Origin of the sequence: Streptomyces corchorusii (genome assembly GCF_001514055.1) — a bacterium.
GTDB lineage: Bacteria > Actinomycetota > Actinomycetes > Streptomycetales > Streptomycetaceae > Streptomyces > Streptomyces olivaceoviridis.
This window is the reverse complement of record NZ_KQ948356.1, coordinates 498,630-517,121: the sequence shown is the minus strand read 5'-3', so window position 1 is coordinate 517,121 and position 18,492 is coordinate 498,630. Positions and strand designations below refer to the sequence as shown.

General features: G+C 73.0%; 17 protein-coding genes. 12 read left to right on the top strand and 5 right to left on the bottom strand.

All coding sequences use genetic code 11. The features are described 5' to 3' along the window. Positions 1 to 165: 165 nt before the first annotated feature. Both AQJ11_RS17860 and AQJ11_RS17855 read right to left on the bottom strand, forming a co-directional pair. Positions 166 to 762 carry a hypothetical protein gene (locus AQJ11_RS17860; protein WP_398723011.1) on the bottom strand — a complete coding sequence of 199 codons (597 nt, stop codon included), beginning with the start codon at positions 760 to 762 and terminating at the stop codon, positions 166 to 168. Between the two features lie 55 nt (positions 763 to 817). Next, complete coding sequence (locus AQJ11_RS17855) at positions 818 to 1,483, bottom strand: bifunctional DNA primase/polymerase (RefSeq protein ID WP_014673692.1); 666 nt, start codon at positions 1,481 to 1,483, stop codon at positions 818 to 820. A 612-nt stretch (positions 1,484 to 2,095) separates the two neighbouring features. Between AQJ11_RS17855 and AQJ11_RS17850 the strand changes: the two genes are divergently transcribed. From AQJ11_RS17850 to pdxR, 3 genes are all read left to right on the top strand, one after another. Beyond that, positions 2,096 to 3,481 carry a PP2C family protein-serine/threonine phosphatase gene (locus AQJ11_RS17850; protein ID WP_059263694.1) on the top strand — a complete coding sequence of 462 codons (1,386 nt, stop codon included), beginning with the start codon at positions 2,096 to 2,098 and terminating at the stop codon, positions 3,479 to 3,481. 154 nt (positions 3,482 to 3,635) lie between these two features. Beyond that, entirely contained in the window at positions 3,636 to 5,120 is a 1,485-nt protein-coding gene (locus AQJ11_RS17845) for an aminopeptidase P family protein (RefSeq protein ID WP_014673694.1), read from the top strand. A gap of 121 nt (positions 5,121 to 5,241) precedes the next feature. Beyond that, positions 5,242 to 6,639, top strand: a complete 1,398-nt coding sequence (gene pdxR / locus AQJ11_RS17840) for a MocR-like pyridoxine biosynthesis transcription factor PdxR (RefSeq protein ID WP_059263693.1) — start codon at positions 5,242 to 5,244, stop codon at positions 6,637 to 6,639. On the opposite strand, the gene AQJ11_RS17835 is transcribed toward pdxR, so the two are convergent. Beyond that, positions 6,629 to 7,072 (bottom strand): ATP-binding protein, encoded by a 444-nt coding sequence (locus AQJ11_RS17835; protein ID WP_014673696.1) that lies wholly within the window; start codon positions 7,070 to 7,072, stop codon positions 6,629 to 6,631. The two genes, pdxR and AQJ11_RS17835, sit on opposite strands and share 11 nt — an antisense overlap. A gap of 186 nt (positions 7,073 to 7,258) precedes the next feature. Here AQJ11_RS17835 and AQJ11_RS17830 point away from each other — a divergent pair, with 186 nt between their 5' ends. The 9 genes from AQJ11_RS17830 (at position 7,259) to AQJ11_RS17790 (ending at position 17,162) form a co-directional block, all read left to right on the top strand. Next, a complete protein-coding gene (locus AQJ11_RS17830) occupies positions 7,259 to 8,122 on the top strand; it encodes a hypothetical protein (protein ID WP_208616545.1) in 864 nt (287 codons plus the stop codon). 175 nt (positions 8,123 to 8,297) lie between these two features. Beyond that, positions 8,298 to 9,020, top strand: coding sequence for a YcnI family copper-binding membrane protein (locus AQJ11_RS17825; protein WP_014673698.1), 723 nt, complete (start codon positions 8,298 to 8,300; stop codon positions 9,018 to 9,020). Positions 9,021 to 9,122: 102 nt separating this feature from the next. Next, on the top strand, positions 9,123 to 9,776 hold the full coding sequence (locus AQJ11_RS17820) for an SCO family protein (RefSeq protein ID WP_059263692.1): 654 nt from the start codon (positions 9,123 to 9,125) through the stop codon (positions 9,774 to 9,776). Beyond that, a complete protein-coding gene (locus AQJ11_RS17815; protein WP_014673700.1) occupies positions 9,773 to 10,237 on the top strand; it encodes a copper chaperone PCu(A)C in 465 nt (154 codons plus the stop codon). The genes AQJ11_RS17820 and AQJ11_RS17815 overlap by 4 nt, the downstream gene beginning before the upstream one ends. Before the next feature lie 13 nt (positions 10,238 to 10,250). Then, positions 10,251 to 12,173 carry a copper resistance CopC/CopD family protein gene (locus AQJ11_RS17810; RefSeq protein ID WP_059263691.1) on the top strand — a complete coding sequence of 641 codons (1,923 nt, stop codon included), beginning with the start codon at positions 10,251 to 10,253 and terminating at the stop codon, positions 12,171 to 12,173. 8 nt (positions 12,174 to 12,181) lie between these two features. Beyond that, positions 12,182 to 13,462: an iron uptake transporter deferrochelatase/peroxidase subunit gene (gene efeB / locus AQJ11_RS17805; RefSeq protein WP_014673702.1), complete on the top strand. Its 1,281-nt coding sequence runs from the start codon at positions 12,182 to 12,184 to the stop codon at positions 13,460 to 13,462. Between the two features lie 107 nt (positions 13,463 to 13,569). Next, positions 13,570 to 14,502 (top strand): prephenate dehydratase, encoded by a 933-nt coding sequence (gene pheA / locus AQJ11_RS17800; protein ID WP_014673703.1) that lies wholly within the window; start codon positions 13,570 to 13,572, stop codon positions 14,500 to 14,502. Positions 14,503 to 15,087: 585 nt separating this feature from the next. Then, complete coding sequence (gene serS / locus AQJ11_RS17795) at positions 15,088 to 16,365, top strand: serine--tRNA ligase (RefSeq protein WP_059263690.1); 1,278 nt, start codon at positions 15,088 to 15,090, stop codon at positions 16,363 to 16,365. Then, positions 16,362 to 17,162 (top strand): HAD family hydrolase, encoded by an 801-nt coding sequence (locus AQJ11_RS17790; RefSeq protein WP_014673705.1) that lies wholly within the window; start codon positions 16,362 to 16,364, stop codon positions 17,160 to 17,162. Before serS ends, AQJ11_RS17790 begins: the two co-directional genes overlap by 4 nt. A gap of 288 nt (positions 17,163 to 17,450) precedes the next feature. On the opposite strand, the gene AQJ11_RS17785 is transcribed toward AQJ11_RS17790, so the two are convergent. Beyond that, positions 17,451 to 17,693 (bottom strand): SGM_3592 family protein, encoded by a 243-nt coding sequence (locus AQJ11_RS17785; RefSeq protein ID WP_014673706.1) that lies wholly within the window; start codon positions 17,691 to 17,693, stop codon positions 17,451 to 17,453. Positions 17,694 to 17,771: 78 nt separating this feature from the next. Then, positions 17,772 to 18,491 carry an ABC transporter permease gene (locus AQJ11_RS17780; protein WP_014673707.1) on the bottom strand — a complete coding sequence of 240 codons (720 nt, stop codon included), beginning with the start codon at positions 18,489 to 18,491 and terminating at the stop codon, positions 17,772 to 17,774. Between the last annotated feature and the right edge of the window lies 1 nt (position 18,492).

Here is an 18,492-nt window from a genome sequence, read left to right as displayed (position 1 = left end):
AAATCGGTGTCCGAATCGCCAACCCGGAATTTGCGAACCGCCGATCTCTTGTTACCGTTCCAGTAGCCCGGTTGCTGGTGCATCCCCCGTCGCCAGCAACCGGGTCTTTCCATGCCCGCGTACGGCGGGGCAGCGCGCAGCCGCCCGCCAACTCCCCTCGACGGCTCAGGAGTTGCTGCCGGAGCGGAGCAGCAGCGCCCCCTCGGGGCCGCGCTCGGCGAACTCGGTGACGGCCGTGTAGGCGTCCGGTACGCCCCGGCTGCGCTCGCGCGGCGTCTCACAGGTGGCGGGCTCGTCGTCGGCCCCGGTGGCACAGCGCATCTGCACGGTCCGGTCGCCCGGTCCCATCAGGCTCAGCACGGAGTCCAGCGACCGGCCGGTGGCATTGCGGTAGTAGGTGCGCGCCCAGGTGTCCTCGCCCTGCGTCAGCACACAGGTCTGCGCCTCGATGCCGTCGGGCGAGGTGAGTTCGGGGCCGCAGCGGGCGGCGGTGGTGAGCCCGAGGCCGAGCAGGCGGGGGGAGCGGCTGCCGGTGTCCGGGCGGGCCGGGGCGTCACCGCGGGAGGCGGCCGGCACGGCGGCCCGGCCGGTGTCGCCCGCCTGCCGCGCGGAGGCCACGGCCAGCGGCAGCGCGACCATGGCCGCCACGAAGCCCGCGAGGGCGAGCAGACGGAGCTGCCGGGGGTCGGACCTTCGATGGGTGCGCCGGCGCCGGCCGCGGTGCGGCCGTGGGGCGCGGTGGCCGCCGGGTGGACGCTGCATACGCGGACGATAACGAGCGAGCGGGGCTCGCCCGCCCCGCCCGCGCCCGACACCCCTACAACTCGGGCGCGCTCACACCCGTACGAGTGAGGGCGTCGACCACGGCGTCCACGACGGCCTCCACATCCGGCACCCAGGGCGCGGCCGAGCCGGGCAGCGGCGCGCGCTCCCAGCGGACGGCGCCCTGGCCGGTCTCGGACGGGGGCAGCGCGACATAGCCGCCCTCGCCGTGGAAGCGCAGGGAGCCGGGGACGAAGTCCTTGGCGTAGAGCAGTTCGCCGAGCTGCTCCATGGAGTACGGCTTGACGAGCAGCGCCCAGCGGGTGGGCGAGGCGATCACCGGTCCGAGCCGCATGCCGCGCCGGTCGAGCAGGGCCAGGGCGCGGGAGGCGGCGAGCGCCGGCAGGCTGACCGCGCAGGGCGCCCTGCCTCCGGTGGCCAGGATGATCGGGGCCGCCGGCCGGTTGGTCCACCACCAGCGCACCATGCGCGCGTCGGTGGTGGCGGCGAGCAGGCCGGGGTCGAAGGGGTGCGCACCGGGCACCGTGCACTCCGGGTCGGGGCAGGCGCAGCGGGCCCGCCCCTGCGGGTCCGGCGCCACACCGGGGAGCACCGGCCACTGCCACTGCGCCGCGAAGGTCAGAGCTGCGCCGATCAGTTCGGGCTTCCCGTCGTTCCGCCTGGACAGAAGCCTGCGTCGCCTTCCGAGGATCTCGCGCATGAGCGCTCGTTCCTTTCCGTTGCACCGCTGGCAACACCGTGGGCTACATCACACCATGTGTCGATCACTTCACTGTGCGTACCTGTTGGCGCATCACACCCCCGCGCACGGCAGAGGGAACCCCAGGGGGTCGAGCGTTGGCCGCGTCCGCGTCCATAGTGCGTCCGTCAAAAGCACGGCTGCGGCGCGGGGGTGGCGAAGTCTGGCGTTTTGCCGTCGCGCGTATTTCTCTCCGCCTCCGCCACGGGAGGATGGGGCTCGGCCGTCGGTGGCTATGACGCCCGGGTCCGTCGCCAGGTTCCGGGTGGCCCCCAACCACCCCTGGCCTTCTCCGAGTACGTACCCATCACGACCGCTGTGACGCTCCGTGGAGCAAGGCCAGTCGACCGCAATGAACCGATACCTAAGGCAGTTTTGAGCCAACTTGGCAGTAAGGCAAGGGGTTCGAGCAAAACCCTCACCAACCTCATGGACACCAGGAATCCCCGCAGGACAATGCTGGACATCCCCTCACGACTGCGTGTACATGTGGAGACACTGCTAGCGGCGCAGAATGACATGGGGGTTTGCGATGCTTTTCAGCAATACGCACCGGTCTGAGGGCCGGACGCCATGAACGCCCCGCACCCTCCGAAAGTGGCTGGAATCGATCCCACGGTTCCCCCGCCCGCCCACACTGCCGCACCCGCCTCTCCCGCCTCCGGCCCCGCCCCCGCGGTCCCCGCGCCGCACAGCCCCGCCCCGGGCGCCCTGCTCCAGGACCGGCTGGCCGGCTGGGTCTCCGATCTCACGACCCTCCACGAACTCACCGAGCGGCTCTCCCGCACCAGCGCCCTCGATCCCGCCCTGCACGAGCTGATGCGCGCCGGCGCCGCCCTGGTCGGCGCCCGCCGCGGCCTGGTCGTCCTGGAGCCCGCCGACGGCGACGGTCCGCGCACCACCCTCGGCCTCGGCCTCGGCCGCGCCGACCTCGGCCACATCGAGACCGTGCCGCGCGGCGCCCTGCCGTACGACCCCGGCGGCACCGCCGAGATCGTCCACCCGGACCTGTTCGCCGAGGAGGGCCTGGACCCCCGCCACCGCGAGGTGGCCGCCCGCCTCGGCTACGCCGCCAGCTACGCCGTCCCGCTCGCCACCGAGTCCGCCGGCCGCCTCGGCGCCGTCGTCTGGCTCTACGACGAACCGGCCGAGCCGCACGAGCGCCGGCGCCACCTCGTGGGCCTGTACGTCCGGCACGCCACCGAGCACCTCGCCCGGCTGCTGGAGGTGGAGCGCACGCGCGCGTGCGTGGCGACCCTCACCGACGAACTGCTGCCCGCCCGGCTGCCCCGGGTGCCCGGCGTCCGGCTCGCCGCCCGCCGCCGCGCGGGTCCGCGCGGCGGCGGTGACTGGTACGACGCCCTGCCGCTGCCGGAGGCCGCCCTCGGCCTCTCGGTCGGCTCGGTCACCGGCTCCGGGCCGAGCGCGGTGGCCGCCATGGGCAGGATGCGCGCCTCCCTGCGCGCGTACGCCGTGATGGAGGGCGAGGACCCGGTCGCCGTCCTGTCCGACCTGGAGCTGCTGCTGCGGCTGACCGAGCCGGCCCGCTCGGCCACCGCCCTGTTCGCCTACTGCGAGCCCGCCGTGCGCAAGGTCACCCTGGCCGGTGCCGGGCACAGCCCGCCGCTGCTGATCGGCGAGCGGCGCACCGAGTTCGCCGAGACCTCCGTCTCCGCGCCGCTCGGCATGCTCGCCTGCTGGGAGGCGCCCAGCGTGGAGATCCAGGCGGAGGCCGGGGAGACGGTCCTGCTCTACACCGACGGGCTGCTGCACCGCACCGGCGACCCGATGGACCGGGCCTTCGCCCGGCTGCACGCGGCCGCCGCGAGCGTCCCGCGCGCGGCGCGGCAGGATCCGGGAGCCGTCGCCGACCACGTCCTGCGCGCGGTCCTGCCGGACGGCCTGGACGCGGCCGACAGCGAGGAGGACGTCGTCCTGCTGGCGGCCCGCTTCGACTGAGCGCGCTCCGGGCGGCTGGCATGACCGGGCATAACAGGTCATCCGCCGCCGTCCGCTCCTGGTGCGACCGTACGATGATGGTGGTCCCCGCTCGGCCACAAGCAGGAGCGTCGCGGGCCCCGGGGGAGATCACTGGCGTACCGAGGAGGATCACGTGTCCGACGAGCTCAACCCGGCTGTCCCCGACTCCGCCACCGCGGAGGGCCCGGAGACCGAGGCCGAGGAGACCGTCAAGCAGCGGAAGAACGGCCTGTACCCGGGCGTGTCCGACGAGCTTGCCGAGAACATGAAGTCCGGCTGGGCCGACACGGAACTGCGTGACCTGGAGCCGATCCCGCAGGCCGCCGAGACCGCGCGCCGCCGCGCCGCGCTCTCCGCCCGCTTCCCGGGCGAGCGCCTGGTGATCCCGGCGGGCAACCTGAAGACCCGCTCGAACGACACCGAGTACCCCTTCCGCGCCTCCGTCGAGTACGCGTACCTCACCGGCAACCAGACCGAGGACGGCGTCCTGGTGCTGGAGCCCAAGGGCGACGGCCACGAGGCCACCATCTACCTGCTGCCGCGCTCCGACCGCGAGAACGGCGAGTTCTGGCTCTCCGGCCAGGGCGAGCTGTGGGTCGGCCGCCGGCACTCCCTCGCCGAGTCCGAGGCGCTGTACGGCCTGCCGGCCGCCGACGTGCGCGAGCTGGCCGACAAGCTCCGCGAGGCCACCGGCCCGGTCCGCGTGGTGCGCGGCTACGACGCCGGCATCGAGGCGGCCCTGACCGACAAGGTCACCGCCGAGCGCGACGAGGAGCTGCGCGTCTTCCTCTCCGAGGCCCGTCTCGTCAAGGACGAGTTCGAGATCGGCGAGCTCCAGAAGGCCGTCGACTCGACGGTCCGCGGCTTCGAGGACGTCGTCAGGGTCCTCGACAAGGCCGAGGCGACGAGCGAGCGCTACATCGAGGGCACGTTCTTCCTCCGCGCGCGCGTGGAGGGCAACGACGTCGGCTACGGCTCCATCTGCGCGGCCGGCCCGCACGCCTGCACCCTGCACTGGGTCCGCAACGACGGCCCGGTCCGCTCCGGCGACCTGCTGCTGCTGGACGCGGGCGTGGAGACCCACACCCTCTACACCGCAGACGTCACGCGCACGCTGCCCGTCAACGGCACGTACAGCGAGATCCAGAAGAAGATCTACGACGCCGTGTACGACGCCCAGGAGGCCGGTATCGCGGCCGTGAAGCCGGGCGCCAAGTACCGCGACTTCCACGACGCCGCGCAGCGCGTGCTGGCCGAGAGGCTCGTCGAGTGGGGCCTGGTCGAGGGTCCGGTCGAGCGGGTCCTGGAGCTGGGCCTCCAGCGCCGCTGGACCCTGCACGGCACCGGGCACATGCTCGGCATGGACGTCCACGACTGCGCCGCCGCGCGGACCGAGACGTACGTGGACGGCACGCTGGAGCCGGGCATGGTGCTCACCGTCGAGCCGGGGCTGTACTTCCAGGCCGACGACCTGACCGTGCCGGAGGAGTACCGGGGCATCGGCGTCCGGATCGAGGACGACATCCTCGTCACCGAGGACGGCAACCGGAACCTCTCCGACGGTCTGCCGCGGCGCTCCGACGAGGTCGAATCGTGGATGGCCTCCCTGAAGGGCTGATCTGCGTTTGAATGGCCGGGTACCGGGGAGGTGCCCGGCCATTTCGTCTGCGGGGGCAGCCGTGGCCGGCCGCGCAGTTCCGCGCGCCCCTCGGGGCGCGTGCAGTGACGGGGGTGGAAACGTGGACGGCTTCTGGTCGGGCGTCGGTGTCGACCTGCATCTCGAACCCGACTCGGTGGACGGCCGCCGGGTGGGGCTCGAACGAGCCCTCAGGGACGCCGTACGGGACGGGCGGCTCACGCCCGGTACCCGGCTGCCCGCCACCCGGCGGCTCGCGGCCGACCTCGGCATCTCGCGCGGCACCGCGAAGGCCGCCTACGACCAGCTGGTCGCCGAGGGGTACCTGACGGCACGGCAGGGCTCGGGCACCCGGGTCGCCGAACTGCCGGCCGTGCAGGCGGAGGAGCCGGGGACGGACACGCGCGCGCGTGCCCCGCGTCTCGATCTGCGTCCCGGCAGCCCGGACGTCGGCGCGTTCCCGGCGGCGGCCTGGCTGCGCGCGCTGCGCCGCGCCATAGCGACGGCGCCCTCGCTGGCGTACGACTACGGCGACCCGCGCGGCCGGATCGAGCTGCGCACCGCGCTCTCCGGCTACCTGGGGCGGGCGCGCGGGGTGCTCGCGCCGCCGGAGCGGATCGTCATCACCTCGGGCTACGTGCAGGGCCTGGCGCTGCTCACGCGGGTGCTGGACGGCGCCGCCGTCGCCATGGAGGACCCGGGGCTGCCCTTCCACCGGGAGGTGGTGCGGCACAACGGCGGAACGGTCCTGCCGGTGCCGGTCGACGCGCGCGGGGTACGCCCCGAGGAACTGGGCGGCGCGGCGGCCGTGGTGGTCACGCCGGCCCACCAGTACCCGACCGGGGTGACCCTGCACCCCGAGCGGCGCCGGGCGCTCACCGACTGGGCACGCGCGCGGGGCGGACTGATCGTGGAGGACGACTACGACGGCGAGTTCCGCTACGACCGCCAGCCCGTGGGCGCGGTGCAGGGGATGGCGCCGGGCCAGGTGGTGTACCTGGGGACCGCCTCCAAGACCCTGGGCCCGGCGCTGCGGCTCGGCTGGATGGTGCTGCCGCCGCACCTGGTCGACGCGGTCGCCGACGCCAAGCTGCACAGCGACCACCACACCGAGACCATCGGCCAGCTCGCGCTCGCCGAGCTGATCGTCAGCCACGCGTACGACCGCCATGTGCGCGCGTGCCGGCTGCGCTACCGGCGGCGCCGGGACCAGCTGCTGGACCGGCTGGGGGCGCGCCGCAGCGTGCGGGGGGTCGCGGCCGGGCTGCACGCGCTGATCGAGGTGCCGGACGAGGCCGCGGTCCTGGCCCGAGCGGAGGCGGAGGGCCTGGCGCTGGGCGCGCTCGGCGACCACTGGCACACCCCGGGCCCCGGCCGGCCCCAGGGACTGGTCGTCGGCTACGGCACTCCCAGGGAGCGGCTGTACGCGGAGGCGCTGGAGACCCTGGCGAAGGTCCTCGGACCGCTCGGCGGCGCCGGCAGGGGCGCCGCTAGGCCGTGAGGAGGGACGGGTCCTTCCGCCATTTGAGGATCTTGTCGAAACTGACCACCGTGCCGCCCCGGCCGGGCTTCGGGCCGATGTGCACGTGGTCGGCCAGTTCGCGGATCAGACAGAGGCCGCGGCCGTGCTCGGCGTCGGGGCGGGCCGGCCGCGGGTCCTGCGGGCGGACGAAGCCGGGACCGGAATCGGTCACTTCGATGCGGCACTTCTCGCCGTCGAGATAGGCGGTCACCCGGTACGCCTCCGAGGCGCCGCGGGCGGCGTCCCCGCCGTGCTCGACGGCGTTCGCGCAGGCCTCGCTCAGGGCGACGGACAGGTCGTAGGAGATCTCCGGGTCGACGCCCGCCGTCTCCATCGTGCCGATCAGCAGCCGCCGGGCGAGCGGCACGCTGGCGGCCTCGCGCCGCAGATGGAGTGACCACCAGATGCTCATGCTCCAGCCTCCTGGCCGCGGCTCGACATACCGTTACGTATTGCCGCCCGTAGGTGGCCGTAAGCACTGCGTCGACCTGTCTGCGCCCGTCCGGCCGATGCGCCGGGGGAGGAATCGGTGTATGTGGGGTGCCTCAGGCGCCCTGCCGTATACGCGCGGTAAGGGCAGTGCGATGATGGCCCCGCCATGACTGCCCCCCACCCACGCACGGCGCACTCCGGAGCCGGACTCCGGATCCTGCGGGCCGCGGTGTTCGCCGCGGTCTGCGTCGCGCTGGCCGCGGGCGGGCACTCGCTGGCCTCCTGCGCGCGCGTGCCGCTGTGGACGCTCGGCGCGGGCTTCCTCGGCGCCCTGCTGCCCGTGGTACCGCTCGCCGGGCGGGCCCGCTCGCTGCCGGGCATCGCCGTGCTCCTCGCCCTCGGCCAGACCGTGCTGCACGCGCTGTTCGGGCTGGGCCAGCACGGGGCGACGATGGCCTCCGCCGGGATGTCGATGGGCTCGGCGGGGTCGACGGGCACCGGCGGGACCACGGGCGCCGTGCTGAGCGACAGCGCGCTGGTCGAGCAGGCCACGCGGCTCGTGTGCGGCTCGACCGCCGCGTCCCTCACTCCGGGACACGCCTTCCGCCTGCTGCTCGACGCGCGTCTCATCGACCGCGCCGGCCGGCCGACGGGCGCCATGGGCACCGTCGCGCACGTCCACGACGCCACCGGCGCCTCGGCCGGTCTGCTGCCCTCGCTGCCGATGCTGCTCGGCCATGTGCTCGCGGCCGTCGCCGCCGGCTGGCTGCTGCGCCGCGGGGATCTCGCGGTGCTGCGGCTGATCGAGCTATCGGCGCATGGAGTCGCGGAGGGGGCGCTCGTACGATCCCTGCGCGCGGCTCTCGCGCTGACGCGCGCCCTGTGCGCCGGGCTGCTGCCCGCCACCGGGCCCGGCCCGCGCGGCCCCCGCCCCGACCGGGACGAGGCACCGGCCCCGCACACCGCCGCACTCCAGCACACGGTGATCCGGCGCGGCCCGCCCGCCGCCGCCCTCCTCCTCGCCGCCTGACGCGGACACCGCTCCCCCGAGACACGGACCCGGTGCGCCGCCGACGCGCGGCACGCGCGCGTGCGCGTCCCCCGAGCCGTACGGGCGGTTTCCGTGCCGTACTGCCACAACACCCGGCACGCGCGCGTATCCCTCTTCATCACCGGTTCTCACGCAGAGTGGAGTGCTTCCTTCCATGAAGGCTTCTCGTATCGCCGCCGCCGCCGCTGTCGCGGGTACGGCCGTCCTCACCCTGTCCGCCCCCGCCTTCGCGCACGTCTCCGTGCAGCCGGAGGGCACCGCGGCCAAGGGCGATTACGCGGTCGTGGACTTCAAGGTCCCGAACGAGCGGGACAACGCCTCGACGACCAAGGTCGAGGTGAACTTCCCGGCCGACCACCCGATCGCCTCGGTGATGCCGGAGGCGCTGCCGGGCTGGAAGATCGACATCACCAGGTCCAAGCTGGCCAAGCCGCTGACCGTGCACGGCGAGAAGATCGACGAGGCCGTCACCAAGGTCACCTGGACCGCCGACGGCAAGGGCATCGAGCCCGGCTACTTCCAGAAGTTCCCGCTCTCCCTGGGCGCCCTGCCCGAGGACACCGACCAGCTCGTGTTCAAGGCCATCCAGACGTACTCCAACAAGGAGGTCGTCCGCTGGATCGAGGTGCCGCAGAAGGGCCAGGACGAGCCGGAGAACCCGGCCCCGGTCCTGGAGCTGTCCGCCGCCGCTGACGACCACCACGGCACGGCGAGCGCCGAGAACACCGCCGAGAAGACCGGGAAGACGACCGCCGCCGAGGACTCCGGCGACGGCAGTGACACCACCGCGCGCGTGCTCGGCGTGGCCGGCATCGTGATCGGCGTCGCGGGCGTGGCCTACGGCGTCCTCGCGGGCCGCCGCCGGACCGCCGCCTGACCTTCGTTCCGCAGCGCGCACCGGGTGCCGCACGACCCCGCCACCCGGACCGTCGTACGACCCCGGTGCGCGCCGCAGTTCACACATCTGGGACATTTTTCTATGCGCAAGAAGACGTTCACCGCGGCCGTGCTGCTCGCCGCCGCCACCCTGACCCTCTCCGCCTGCGGCAGCGGCGACGACGGCAAGTCGCCGGTCACCGTCGTCTCGGGAGGGTCGGACGCGGGCAAGGTCGCCACCGTGCTGGACCAGCCGTTCGACAAGCCGGGCCTGGTCCTCACCGACACCCACGGCAAGAAGTACGACCTCCGCAAGGAGACCGAGGGACACCCGACCCTGCTCTACTTCGGCTACACGCACTGCCCCGACATCTGCCCGACGACGATGAGCAACATCGCCGTCGCCAAGAAGGCGCTGCCCAAGGCCGAGCAGGACGACCTGCGGGTGGTGTTCGTCACCACCGACCCCGGCCGCGACACCCCGGCCGAGCTGGGCAAGTGGCTCAAGGGCATCGACCCGCAGTTCATCGGCCTGACCGGCGACTTCGCCAAGATCCAGGCCGGCGCCCGGTCCGTCGGCATCTCCGTGGAGCCGACGACGAAGGACAAGAACGGCAAGCTGGTCTCCGTCCACGGCACCCAGGTCGTCGCCTTCTCGCCGAAGACCGACGCCGGATACGTCCTCTACGGCGAGGACGCCACGGTCGACGACTACACCAGGGACCTGCCCAAGCTCGTCAAGGGAGCCAACCCGTGAGGCGCCGTGCCGCGGTCCTGACCGCGGGCGCGCTCGCCGGGGCCCTGGCCCTCACCGGCTGCTCCGGGTCCGGCACGGGGTCGGACAAGGCCGAGCTGTCCGTCGGCTCCTCCTACATGCCCCAGCCCGTCTCCGCCGACATGGCCGCCGGGTTCCTGACGATCACCAACAAGGGCGGGGCCGAGGACGAGCTGACCTCGGTCACCAGTGACGTCGCCGGCGAGGTGACCATGCACAGCACGGTCGGCGGTGCCATGACGGAGAAGTCCTCCTTCGCGATACCGGCCCACGGACGGCTCGTGTTCCGAAGCGGTGGCAACCATCTGATGTTCGAGAAGCTGAAGCGCGCCCCGAAGCAGGGCCAGACGGTCACCGTGAAGCTCACCTTCAGCGAGTCCGGGCCGCTCACCGTCGAGATGCCCGTCACGTCCGCCACGTACAACCCGTCGACCGGCCACTGAGGGAGGGATCACCGTGACCCGGACCACCGCCCCCCGCGTGCGGATCCTGGTGCTGCTGTTCATCGCCGTCACCGGCGCGCTGCTGGCGGGCGCCGGACCGGCCTCCGCCCACGCGGCGCTGACCGGCAGCGACCCGGCGCAGGGGGTGGTGGCCGACAAGGCACCCACCCAGGTGTCGCTCACCTTCTCCGAGAAGGTGGCGCTGAACGACGACTCCCTGCGCGTCCTCGACCCGAAGGGCAAGCCGGTGCAGACCGGCAGCCCGGCCAACGTGAGCGGGACGACGTACGCCGTGCGGCTCAAGAGCGGCCTGGCCGACGGCACGTACACCGTCACCTACCAGGTCGTCTCCGCGGACAGCCACCCCGTCGCCGGCGCCTACACCTTCTCCGTCGGGGCGCCCTCGCGGACCGTCGTCTCCGGCACCGGTCCGACCGCGGGCGGCGGAGTCGTGGGCGGGCTCTACGCGTTCGGGCGGTACGTGTCGTACGCCGGGTTCGTCGTGCTCGCCGGCGGCGCGGCCTTCGTGCTCGCCTGCTGGCGGCGCGGCGCGGGCGTACGGCCCCTCCAGCGGCTGGTCGTCGGCGGCTGGGTCGCGCTGACGGCGGCCACCCTGTGGCTGCTGCTCCTGCGCGGCGCGTACACCGGTTCCGGGAAGTTCGCCGACGTCTTCGACCTCGACCTGCTCGGCCAGGTGCTCCAGACGAAGACCGGTGCCGCGCTGGTCTCCCGGCTGCTGCTGCTCGCCGCCGCCGCGCTCTTCGTCGCCGTCCTCTTCGGCGCCTATACCCGGCGGGAGGAGGGCGAGGAGAAGCGCGACCTGACCTTCGGGCTCGCCGTCGGCGGAGTGGTCGTGGCGGCCGGTCTCGCCACCAGCTGGGCCATGGCCGAGCACGCCTCGACCGGGCTCCAGCCCGGTATCGCCATGCCGGTCGACGTCGTCCACCTGCTGGCCGTCGCCGCCTGGCTCGGTGGCCTCACCGCTCTGCTGACCGCGCTGTACCGGGCGCCCGCCGAGACCCCCGTCGAGGCCGCCGCCGTACAGCGCTTCTCCCGCGTGGCCTTCGGCAGCGTCCTCGCGCTCGTCGTCACCGGCGTCTACCAGTCCTGGCGGCAGCTCGGCTCCTGGTCGGCGTTCACCGAGACCCGGTACGGGCAGCTGCTGCTGGTCAAGATCGGGCTGGTGGCGGTGCTGATCGGCATCGCGGCCGTGTCCCGGCGGTGGACGGGACGGCTCACGGACCCGGCCGTCCGCACCGGGAAGGCTCAGAAGACCCAGGCCCGCACGGAGCAGGTCGCCGCCTCGAAGGCGACCGGTGACGGCAAGCGCACCGGCACCGGCTCCCGTGACACCCAGCGCGCCGCCCAGCTCGCCCGGCAGCGCGCGGCCGTCGACGCCGCCCGGGAGAAGCGGCTGCGGGACGGCGACGCGAACCGCTTCGGCCTGCGCCGCTCGGTGCTCGCCGAGGCCGGCGTCGCCATCGTGCTGCTCGCCGTCACCACCGCGCTGACGCAGACCGAGCCGGGCCGCACCGAGCAGGAGGCCAAGGCGGCCACCTCCGCGCCGGCGGACTCCGGCACCAGGGCGACGTCCGGCGCGCTCACCCTGGACATGCCGTTCGACACCGGCGGCACCGACGGCAAGGGCGTCGTCAGCATCGACCTCGACCCCGCGCGCGTGGGCGGCAACGAGATGCACGTCTACGTCCAGCGCCCCAACGGCCGGGCCTTCGACGTCCCGGAGGTGAAGGTCTCCTTCACCCTGGAGGCGAAGAAGATCGGTCCGCTTCCCGTGAACCCCGACCACATCACCACCGGCCACTGGTCGGCGAGCGGAGTGCAGATCCCCATGGCCGGCGACTGGAAGATCGCCGTCACGGTCCGCACCTCCGACATCGACCAGGTGACCGTCTCCAAGAACGCGCAGATCGGCTGAACCACACCATGCCCGACCAGTCCATCCCTCAGGCCCGCACGCCCGACGCGCCGCCGGCGGAGCCCGTGTCCGGGGCGAGCGGCATCTCGCGGCGTGCCCTGCTCGGCACCGCCGGCGCCACCGGGCTCGTGCTCGGCACGGCCGGCGGGGCCGTGGGCTACGCCTCCGCACCCGCCGGGGCCACCCCGCTCACCTCGGTGGGCGCGGGGCGGGCGATGTTTCACGGGAAACATCAGCCCGGCATCATCGAGGGCCTCCAGGCACGGGGCCATCTCGTCGCCTTCGACCTGGCGGCGGGCGCCGGCCGCAAGGAGGCGGCGGCCCTGCTGCGCCGCTGGTCCACGACCGCCGAGCGGCTGATGGCGGGCGAGGCGGCCCCGCACGGCGACACCGATGTGGCCCGGGACGCGGGCCCGTCCTCGCTGACCGTCACCTTCGGCTTCGGCTACAGCTTCTTCGGCAGGACGGGCCTGGAGAAGCAGCGGCCCGGCGCACTCGACCCGCTGCCGGACTTCTCCTCCGACCACCTCGACAGGTCCCGCAGCGACGGCGATCTGTGGGTGCAGATCGGCGCGAACGACGCCCTGGTCGCCTTCCACGCCCTGCGCGCGATCCAGAAGGACGCGGGCTCGGCCGCGCGGGTGCGCTGGCAGATGAACGGCTTCAACCGCAGCCCCGGCGCCACCGCCCACCCCATGACGGCCCGCAACCTCATGGGCCAGCTCGACGGCACCCGCAATCCCCAGCCCACCGACACCGACTTCGACCAGCGGATCTTCGTACCGGCCTCGGGCGAGCCCGCGTGGATGGCCAACGGTTCCTACGCGGTCGTACGCCGTATCCGCATGCTCCTGGACGACTGGGAGAAGCTGTCGCTCACCGCCCAGGAGCAGGTCATCGGGCGCCGCAAGGCCAATGGGGCGCCACTGTCCGGCGGCGACGAGACCACTCCGATGGACCTGGAGAAGACCGACGCGCACGGCGACTACGTCGTCCCGCTCACCGCGCACGCCCGGATCACCCGGCCCGAGAAGAACGGCGGCGCGGCCATGCTGCGGCGCCCGTTCTCCTACCACGACGGCATCGACGCGGACGGCACGCCCGACGCCGGTCTCCTCTTCATCTGCTGGCAGGCGGACCCCCTGCGCGGCTTCGTCCCGGTGCAGCGCAAGCTCGACCGGGGTGACGCGCTGTCGAAGTACATCCGGCACGAGGCGAGCGGTCTGTTCGCGGTGCCGGGCGGGGCGGCGAAGGGGGAGTACGTGGGGCAGCGGCTGCTGGAGGGTTGAACCCGGGCATCTGGAGTGTGCGGGGTGAACCGGGCTCAAACCACCTGGTCGAGTGGTTGTCGTCGAACGCCTCGGCCGACCGGGCCCGCGGCCATTAGGGTGAGGACATGCCAGCGAGCTATGCCTACCTCGGCCCGGAGGGCACCTTCACGGAGGTCGCCCTGCGCACGCTTCCGGAGGCGGCCACCCGGGAGCTGATCCCGTACGTCTCGGTGCAGTCCGCGCTGGACGCGGTCCGGGCCGGCGAGGCCGAGGCCGCGTTCGTGCCGATCGAGAACTCCGTCGAGGGCGGCATCACCACCACCCTGGACGAGTTGGTCGCGGGCGAGCCCCTGATGATCTACCGCGAGGTGCTGCTGTCGATCACCTTCGCGCTGCTGGTCCGCCCCGGCACCCGGCTCACGGACATCAAGACGGTCTCCGCGCACCCGGCGGCCCAGCCTCAAGTGCGCAACTGGCTGCGCGCCAACCTCCCGGAGGCCACCTGGGAGTCGGCGGCCTCCAACGCGGACGCCGCCCGCCTGGTCCAGGAGGGCCGCTACGACGCCGCCTTCGCCGGCGAGTTCACGGCCGCCCGGTACGGCCTGGAAGCGCTGGAGACCGGGCTCCACGACGCGGAGAACGCGCAGACCCGGTTCGTGCTGGTCGGCCGCCCGGCCCGGCCCGCCGCGCCCAGCGGCGCCGACAAGACCTCCGTGGTGCTGTGGCAGCGGGACGACCACCCCGGTGCCCTGCGCGACCTGCTCGGCGAGTTCGCCTCGCGCGGCATCAACCTCATGCTGCTCCAGTCCCGGCCGACCGGCGCCGGCATCGGCAACTACTGCTTCTGCATCGACGCCGAGGGACACATCGCCGACCGGCGGGTGGCGGAGGCGTTGATGGGGCTGCGGCGGATCTGCCTCCAGGTGCGCTTCCTCGGCTCCTATCCGCGCGCGGACATCGCGCCGGGCGGGGCCCGGCCGACGCTGCCGGGGACGTCGGACGAGGAGTTCATGGCGGCGGCGGACTGGGTGGCGCGCTGCCAGGACGGCCGGTTCTAGCCGTCGTACAGGCGGACGCCGACCGGTCGTACCTGCGGGCGAAGGTTATCCACAGAAGTTATCCACAGGTTCCCTTCTCGACCTGGGGACAAGTCGACAGGGCGGTGCCATCGGGTCGACAAATCGCCCTGGGAGCCCCGGCCGGGGTCACCGGCGCCTGGCTCACCCTTCGTCCACGCGTTTCCTTTGGTTCATCTTTGGGGGCGACCGTTTTCCACCCGAAGGTGGGTGTCGACAGGGTTTGACCCAGGAATTCTTCAGTCCGTTCGCGCTTTCCCGAGTGATCAATTCCGAAGTCCACAGATCTTCCACACAGCCTGTGGATAACTCCTGGGAGGGTGTGGATCGCTGTGGACAACCGACCCGCCAAATCCCGTTCTCCACAAGGAAGTCGAGTCAACCAGGCGCCCGGGATGTGGCCCGTCCCAGGGAGTGAGACACTTTCCCCTTGACGCCGGGTCTGACGTACGGACGGCACAACGCAACACACTCGGCAATTACCGCATAACGGAACGTACGCCGTGAATCAGAACTCCTTGATGAGTGAGTCGTGAGCGGCGACCCCGCACCGGTAGCCTTGCCCTCGTGATTGACCTTCGCCTGCTCCGTGAGGACCCCGACCGTGTGCGCGCGTCCCAGCGCGCCCGTGGAGAGGACGTCGCGCTCGTCGACGCCCTCCTGTCTGCCGACGAGCGGCGCAGGTCCTCCGGCGTCCGCTTCGACGAGCTGCGCGCCGAGCAGAAGCAGCTCGGCAAGCTGATCCCCAAGGCCGGCGCCGAGGAGAAGGCCGAGCTGCTGGGGCGCGCCGAGCAGCTGAAGGCGGACGTGAAGGCCGCCGAGGCCGAGCGCGACGCCGCCGACGCCGAGACCCAGGAACTGCTGCTCAAGCTCGGCAACCTCGTCCACCCCGACGTGCCCGTCGGCGGCGAGGAGGACTTCGCCACGCTGGAGACGCACGGCACGATCCGCGACTTCGGTGCCGAGGGCTTCGAGCCCAAGGACCACCTGGAGCTGGGCCAGCTGCTCGGCGCGATCGACGTCGAGCGCGGCGCCAAGGTCTCCGGCTCCCGCTTCTACTTCCTCACCGGTGTCGGCGCCCTGCTGGAGCTGGCCCTGGTGAACGCGGCGATCGCCCAGGCCACCGCCGCCGGCTTCACGCCGATGCTCACCCCGGCGCTGGTCCGCCCGCAGTCCATGGCCGGCACCGGCTTCCTCGGCCAGGCCGCCCAGGACGTCTACCACCTCGACAAGGACGACCTGTACCTGGTCGGCACCTCCGAGGTCCCGCTCGCGGCCTACCACATGGACGAGATCATCGACGCGGACCGGCTGCCGCTGCGGTACGCGGGCTTCTCCCCGTGCTTCCGCCGCGAGGCCGGCTCGCACGGCAAGGACACCCGGGGCATCTTCCGCGTGCACCAGTTCGACAAGGTCGAGATGTTCTCGTACGTCGCTCCCGAGGACTCGCAGGCCGAGCACCAGCGCCTGCTGGAGTGGGAGAAGCAGTGGCTGACCTCGCTGGAGCTGCCGTTCCGCGTCATCGACGTGGCCTCCGGTGACCTCGGCTCCTCGGCCGCGCGCAAGTTCGACTGCGAGGCGTGGATCCCGACCCAGGGCAAGTACCGCGAGCTGACCTCGACCTCGGACTGCACCGAGTTCCAGGCCCGCCGGCTGTCCATCCGGGTCCGCGACGGCAAGCAGGTCAAGCCGCTCGCCACCCTCAACGGCACGCTGTGCGCCGTACCGCGCACGATCGTGGCGATCCTGGAGAACCACCAGCAGGCCGACGGCTCCGTCCGGGTCCCCGAGGTGCTGCGCCCCTACCTGGGCGGCCGTCAGGTCCTGGAGCCGGTCGCCAAGTGACCGGCTTCCCGTACCGGCTGATCGCCACCGATCTCGACGGCACGCTCCTGCGCTCCGACGAGTCGATCTCGCAGCGCACCCGTGACGCGCTCGCCGCGGCCACCGCGGCGGGCGCCGCGCACATCGTCGTCACCGGCCGTGCGGTCCCCTGGACCCGGCACATCCTGGACGACCTCGGCTACGACGGCCTCGCCGTCTGCGGTCAGGGCGCCCAGGTGTACGACGCCGGCTCCCACCGCCTGCTGACCTCGGTCACCCTGGACCGGCAGCTCGCGGGCGTGGCCCTCGCCAAGATCGAGGCCGAGGTGGGTCCGCTGTACCTGGCGGCGAGCCGGGACGGCCTGGACGGCGAGGTGCTGGTCGGGCCGGGGTACGCGGTCGTCGGCAAGCTGCCCGGCACCCCCTTCACGGACGCCTCCGACCTGTGGAGCGCGCCCCTGAACAAGATCTACATACAGCATCCGACGCTGGGCGACGACGAGCTGGCGGAGGCGGCCCGGCAGGCGGCCGGCGGCTTCGTCACGGTGGCCATGGCGGGCGAGGGCATCGTGGAGCTGCTCCCGCTCGGCCTGTCCAAGGCCACGGGCCTCTCCCTGGCGGCCCGCCGCCTGGGCCTGAAGGCCGCCGACACGATCGCCTTCGGTGACATGCCCAACGACATCCCGATGTTCGCCTGGGCGGACCGCGGCGTGGCCATGGCCAACGCCCATGCGGAACTGCGCGCGGTGGCCGACGAGATCACGTCCTCCAACGAGGAGGACGGGATCGCGGTCGTGCTGGAGCGGCTGCTCGGCTAGCGGGCCGCCACGTCAGGGCAGGGAGCGGGCCCGGTCCGGGTACGTCCCGGCGTCCCCGGCGGCCACGATCCTGCCGGCGGCGGCCCCTCCAGCCCGGCGGAGACGTCGAGGTCACCGGGGGCGGCCCACGCGAGAGCGACATCGCGTGCTCGAAGCGGCCGCCCCCTCCCCGTGGCCCCACGGAGACGCCCCGGCCGGTGACGCCGGGACGATCCCGGGCGTATGGGGCACACCCACTGTGCCCGGCGCCGGAGGCGGGCGCCATCGAATAAGACGGACGGACGGCCGCTACCGGCGGCGCCACCTGCGGCGCCGCGCCTTGCTGAAGAACCAGCCGGCCGGCGGGTCGTCGGAGCGCCACGGCTGCGGCTCGGGCGCCTCGGCCCGCCAGCGCGCGGCGAGCATCCGGGCCCGGGCCGACGGCTCGGCGGTCCCGGCCGCCCGGACGAACGCCTCGTCCAGGACGACGTCGTCCCACGCGTCCTCGCCGGTCCGCTCCCGCCCTTCGTGCCGCGGCGTCTCCTCAGCCATCTCCGGCCTCCCAGCCGTTCATCCGGTCAGCCCAGTGTGCCCGGGCCCGGGTGAAGCCCCCGTCAAGGCCGGTGCCCGTCACTCCTCGCCCGCGAGCGTCAGCGACCGCAGCTTCTGGCCGGCGTACCAGGTGGCCAGCACGGTGACCGCCACCAGCAGCACGGTGGCCGTCGGCAGGCCCACCTCGGAGGTCACCAGGTCCCCGCCGGCCAGCTTGTGGGCGACGGCGAGCGACCACTGCTGGACGCTCAGCGTGCGCGCGCCCGGCACCAGGGAGCCGAACAGCGCCTCCCAGACCAGGGCGTAGACGAGCCCGAAGACCACCGCGTGCCGGGAGACCGTGCCCAGCAGCAGGAACAGCGCCGAGTAGGCGATGGAGGAGACGAGCGCGGCGACCGTGTAGGCGACGGCGATCTGTTGCCCGTTGCCGTTCAGGATCAGACCGGCGATCAGGGTCGGCACCGCCGAGAAGACCATGGTCACGGCGATGGCGACGATCAGCTTGGTGAAGATGATCGTGGGCCGCTTGAGCGGCTTGGACAGCAGGTAGACGACGGAGCCGTCGTCGATCTCCGGGCCGATCGCGCCGGTGCCGGCGATGACACCGATGATCGGCACCATCGTGGCGAGCGCGAAGCCGCCGAGCACGTCCGAGGCCGTCTGGTCGTCGGCTCCGGTCAGGGCGCGGACGGCCACGGAGATCACGATGAGCAGCAGCGGGAGCGCGCCGAGGATGAGGGCCCGGCGGCGGCCGAGCAGGGCGCGGTAGGTCAGCCGGGCGACAGTGGGGTCGTACATC

What these genes read in the sequence shown, in the direction of transcription:
- AQJ11_RS17860 (WP_398723011.1), bottom strand. Translation starts at nt 762, where the DNA reads ATGCAGCGTCCACCCGGCGGCCACCGCGCCCCACGGCCGCACCGCGGC.
- AQJ11_RS17855 (WP_014673692.1), bottom strand. Translation starts at nt 1,483, where the DNA reads ATGCGCGAGATCCTCGGAAGGCGACGCAGGCTTCTGTCCAGGCGGAAC.
- AQJ11_RS17850 (WP_059263694.1), top strand. Translation starts at nt 2,096, where the DNA reads ATGAACGCCCCGCACCCTCCGAAAGTGGCTGGAATCGATCCCACGGTT.
- AQJ11_RS17835 (WP_014673696.1), bottom strand. Translation starts at nt 7,072, where the DNA reads ATGAGCATCTGGTGGTCACTCCATCTGCGGCGCGAGGCCGCCAGCGTG.
- AQJ11_RS17830 (WP_208616545.1), top strand. Translation starts at nt 7,259, where the DNA reads ATGACTGCCCCCCACCCACGCACGGCGCACTCCGGAGCCGGACTCCGG.
- AQJ11_RS17825 (WP_014673698.1), top strand. Translation starts at nt 8,298, where the DNA reads ATGAAGGCTTCTCGTATCGCCGCCGCCGCCGCTGTCGCGGGTACGGCC.
- AQJ11_RS17820 (WP_059263692.1), top strand. Translation starts at nt 9,123, where the DNA reads ATGCGCAAGAAGACGTTCACCGCGGCCGTGCTGCTCGCCGCCGCCACC.
- efeB (WP_014673702.1), top strand. Translation starts at nt 12,182, where the DNA reads ATGCCCGACCAGTCCATCCCTCAGGCCCGCACGCCCGACGCGCCGCCG.
- pheA (WP_014673703.1), top strand. Translation starts at nt 13,570, where the DNA reads ATGCCAGCGAGCTATGCCTACCTCGGCCCGGAGGGCACCTTCACGGAG.
- AQJ11_RS17785 (WP_014673706.1), bottom strand. Translation starts at nt 17,693, where the DNA reads ATGGCTGAGGAGACGCCGCGGCACGAAGGGCGGGAGCGGACCGGCGAG.
- AQJ11_RS17780 (WP_014673707.1), bottom strand. Translation starts at nt 18,491, where the DNA reads ATGTACGACCCCACTGTCGCCCGGCTGACCTACCGCGCCCTGCTCGGC.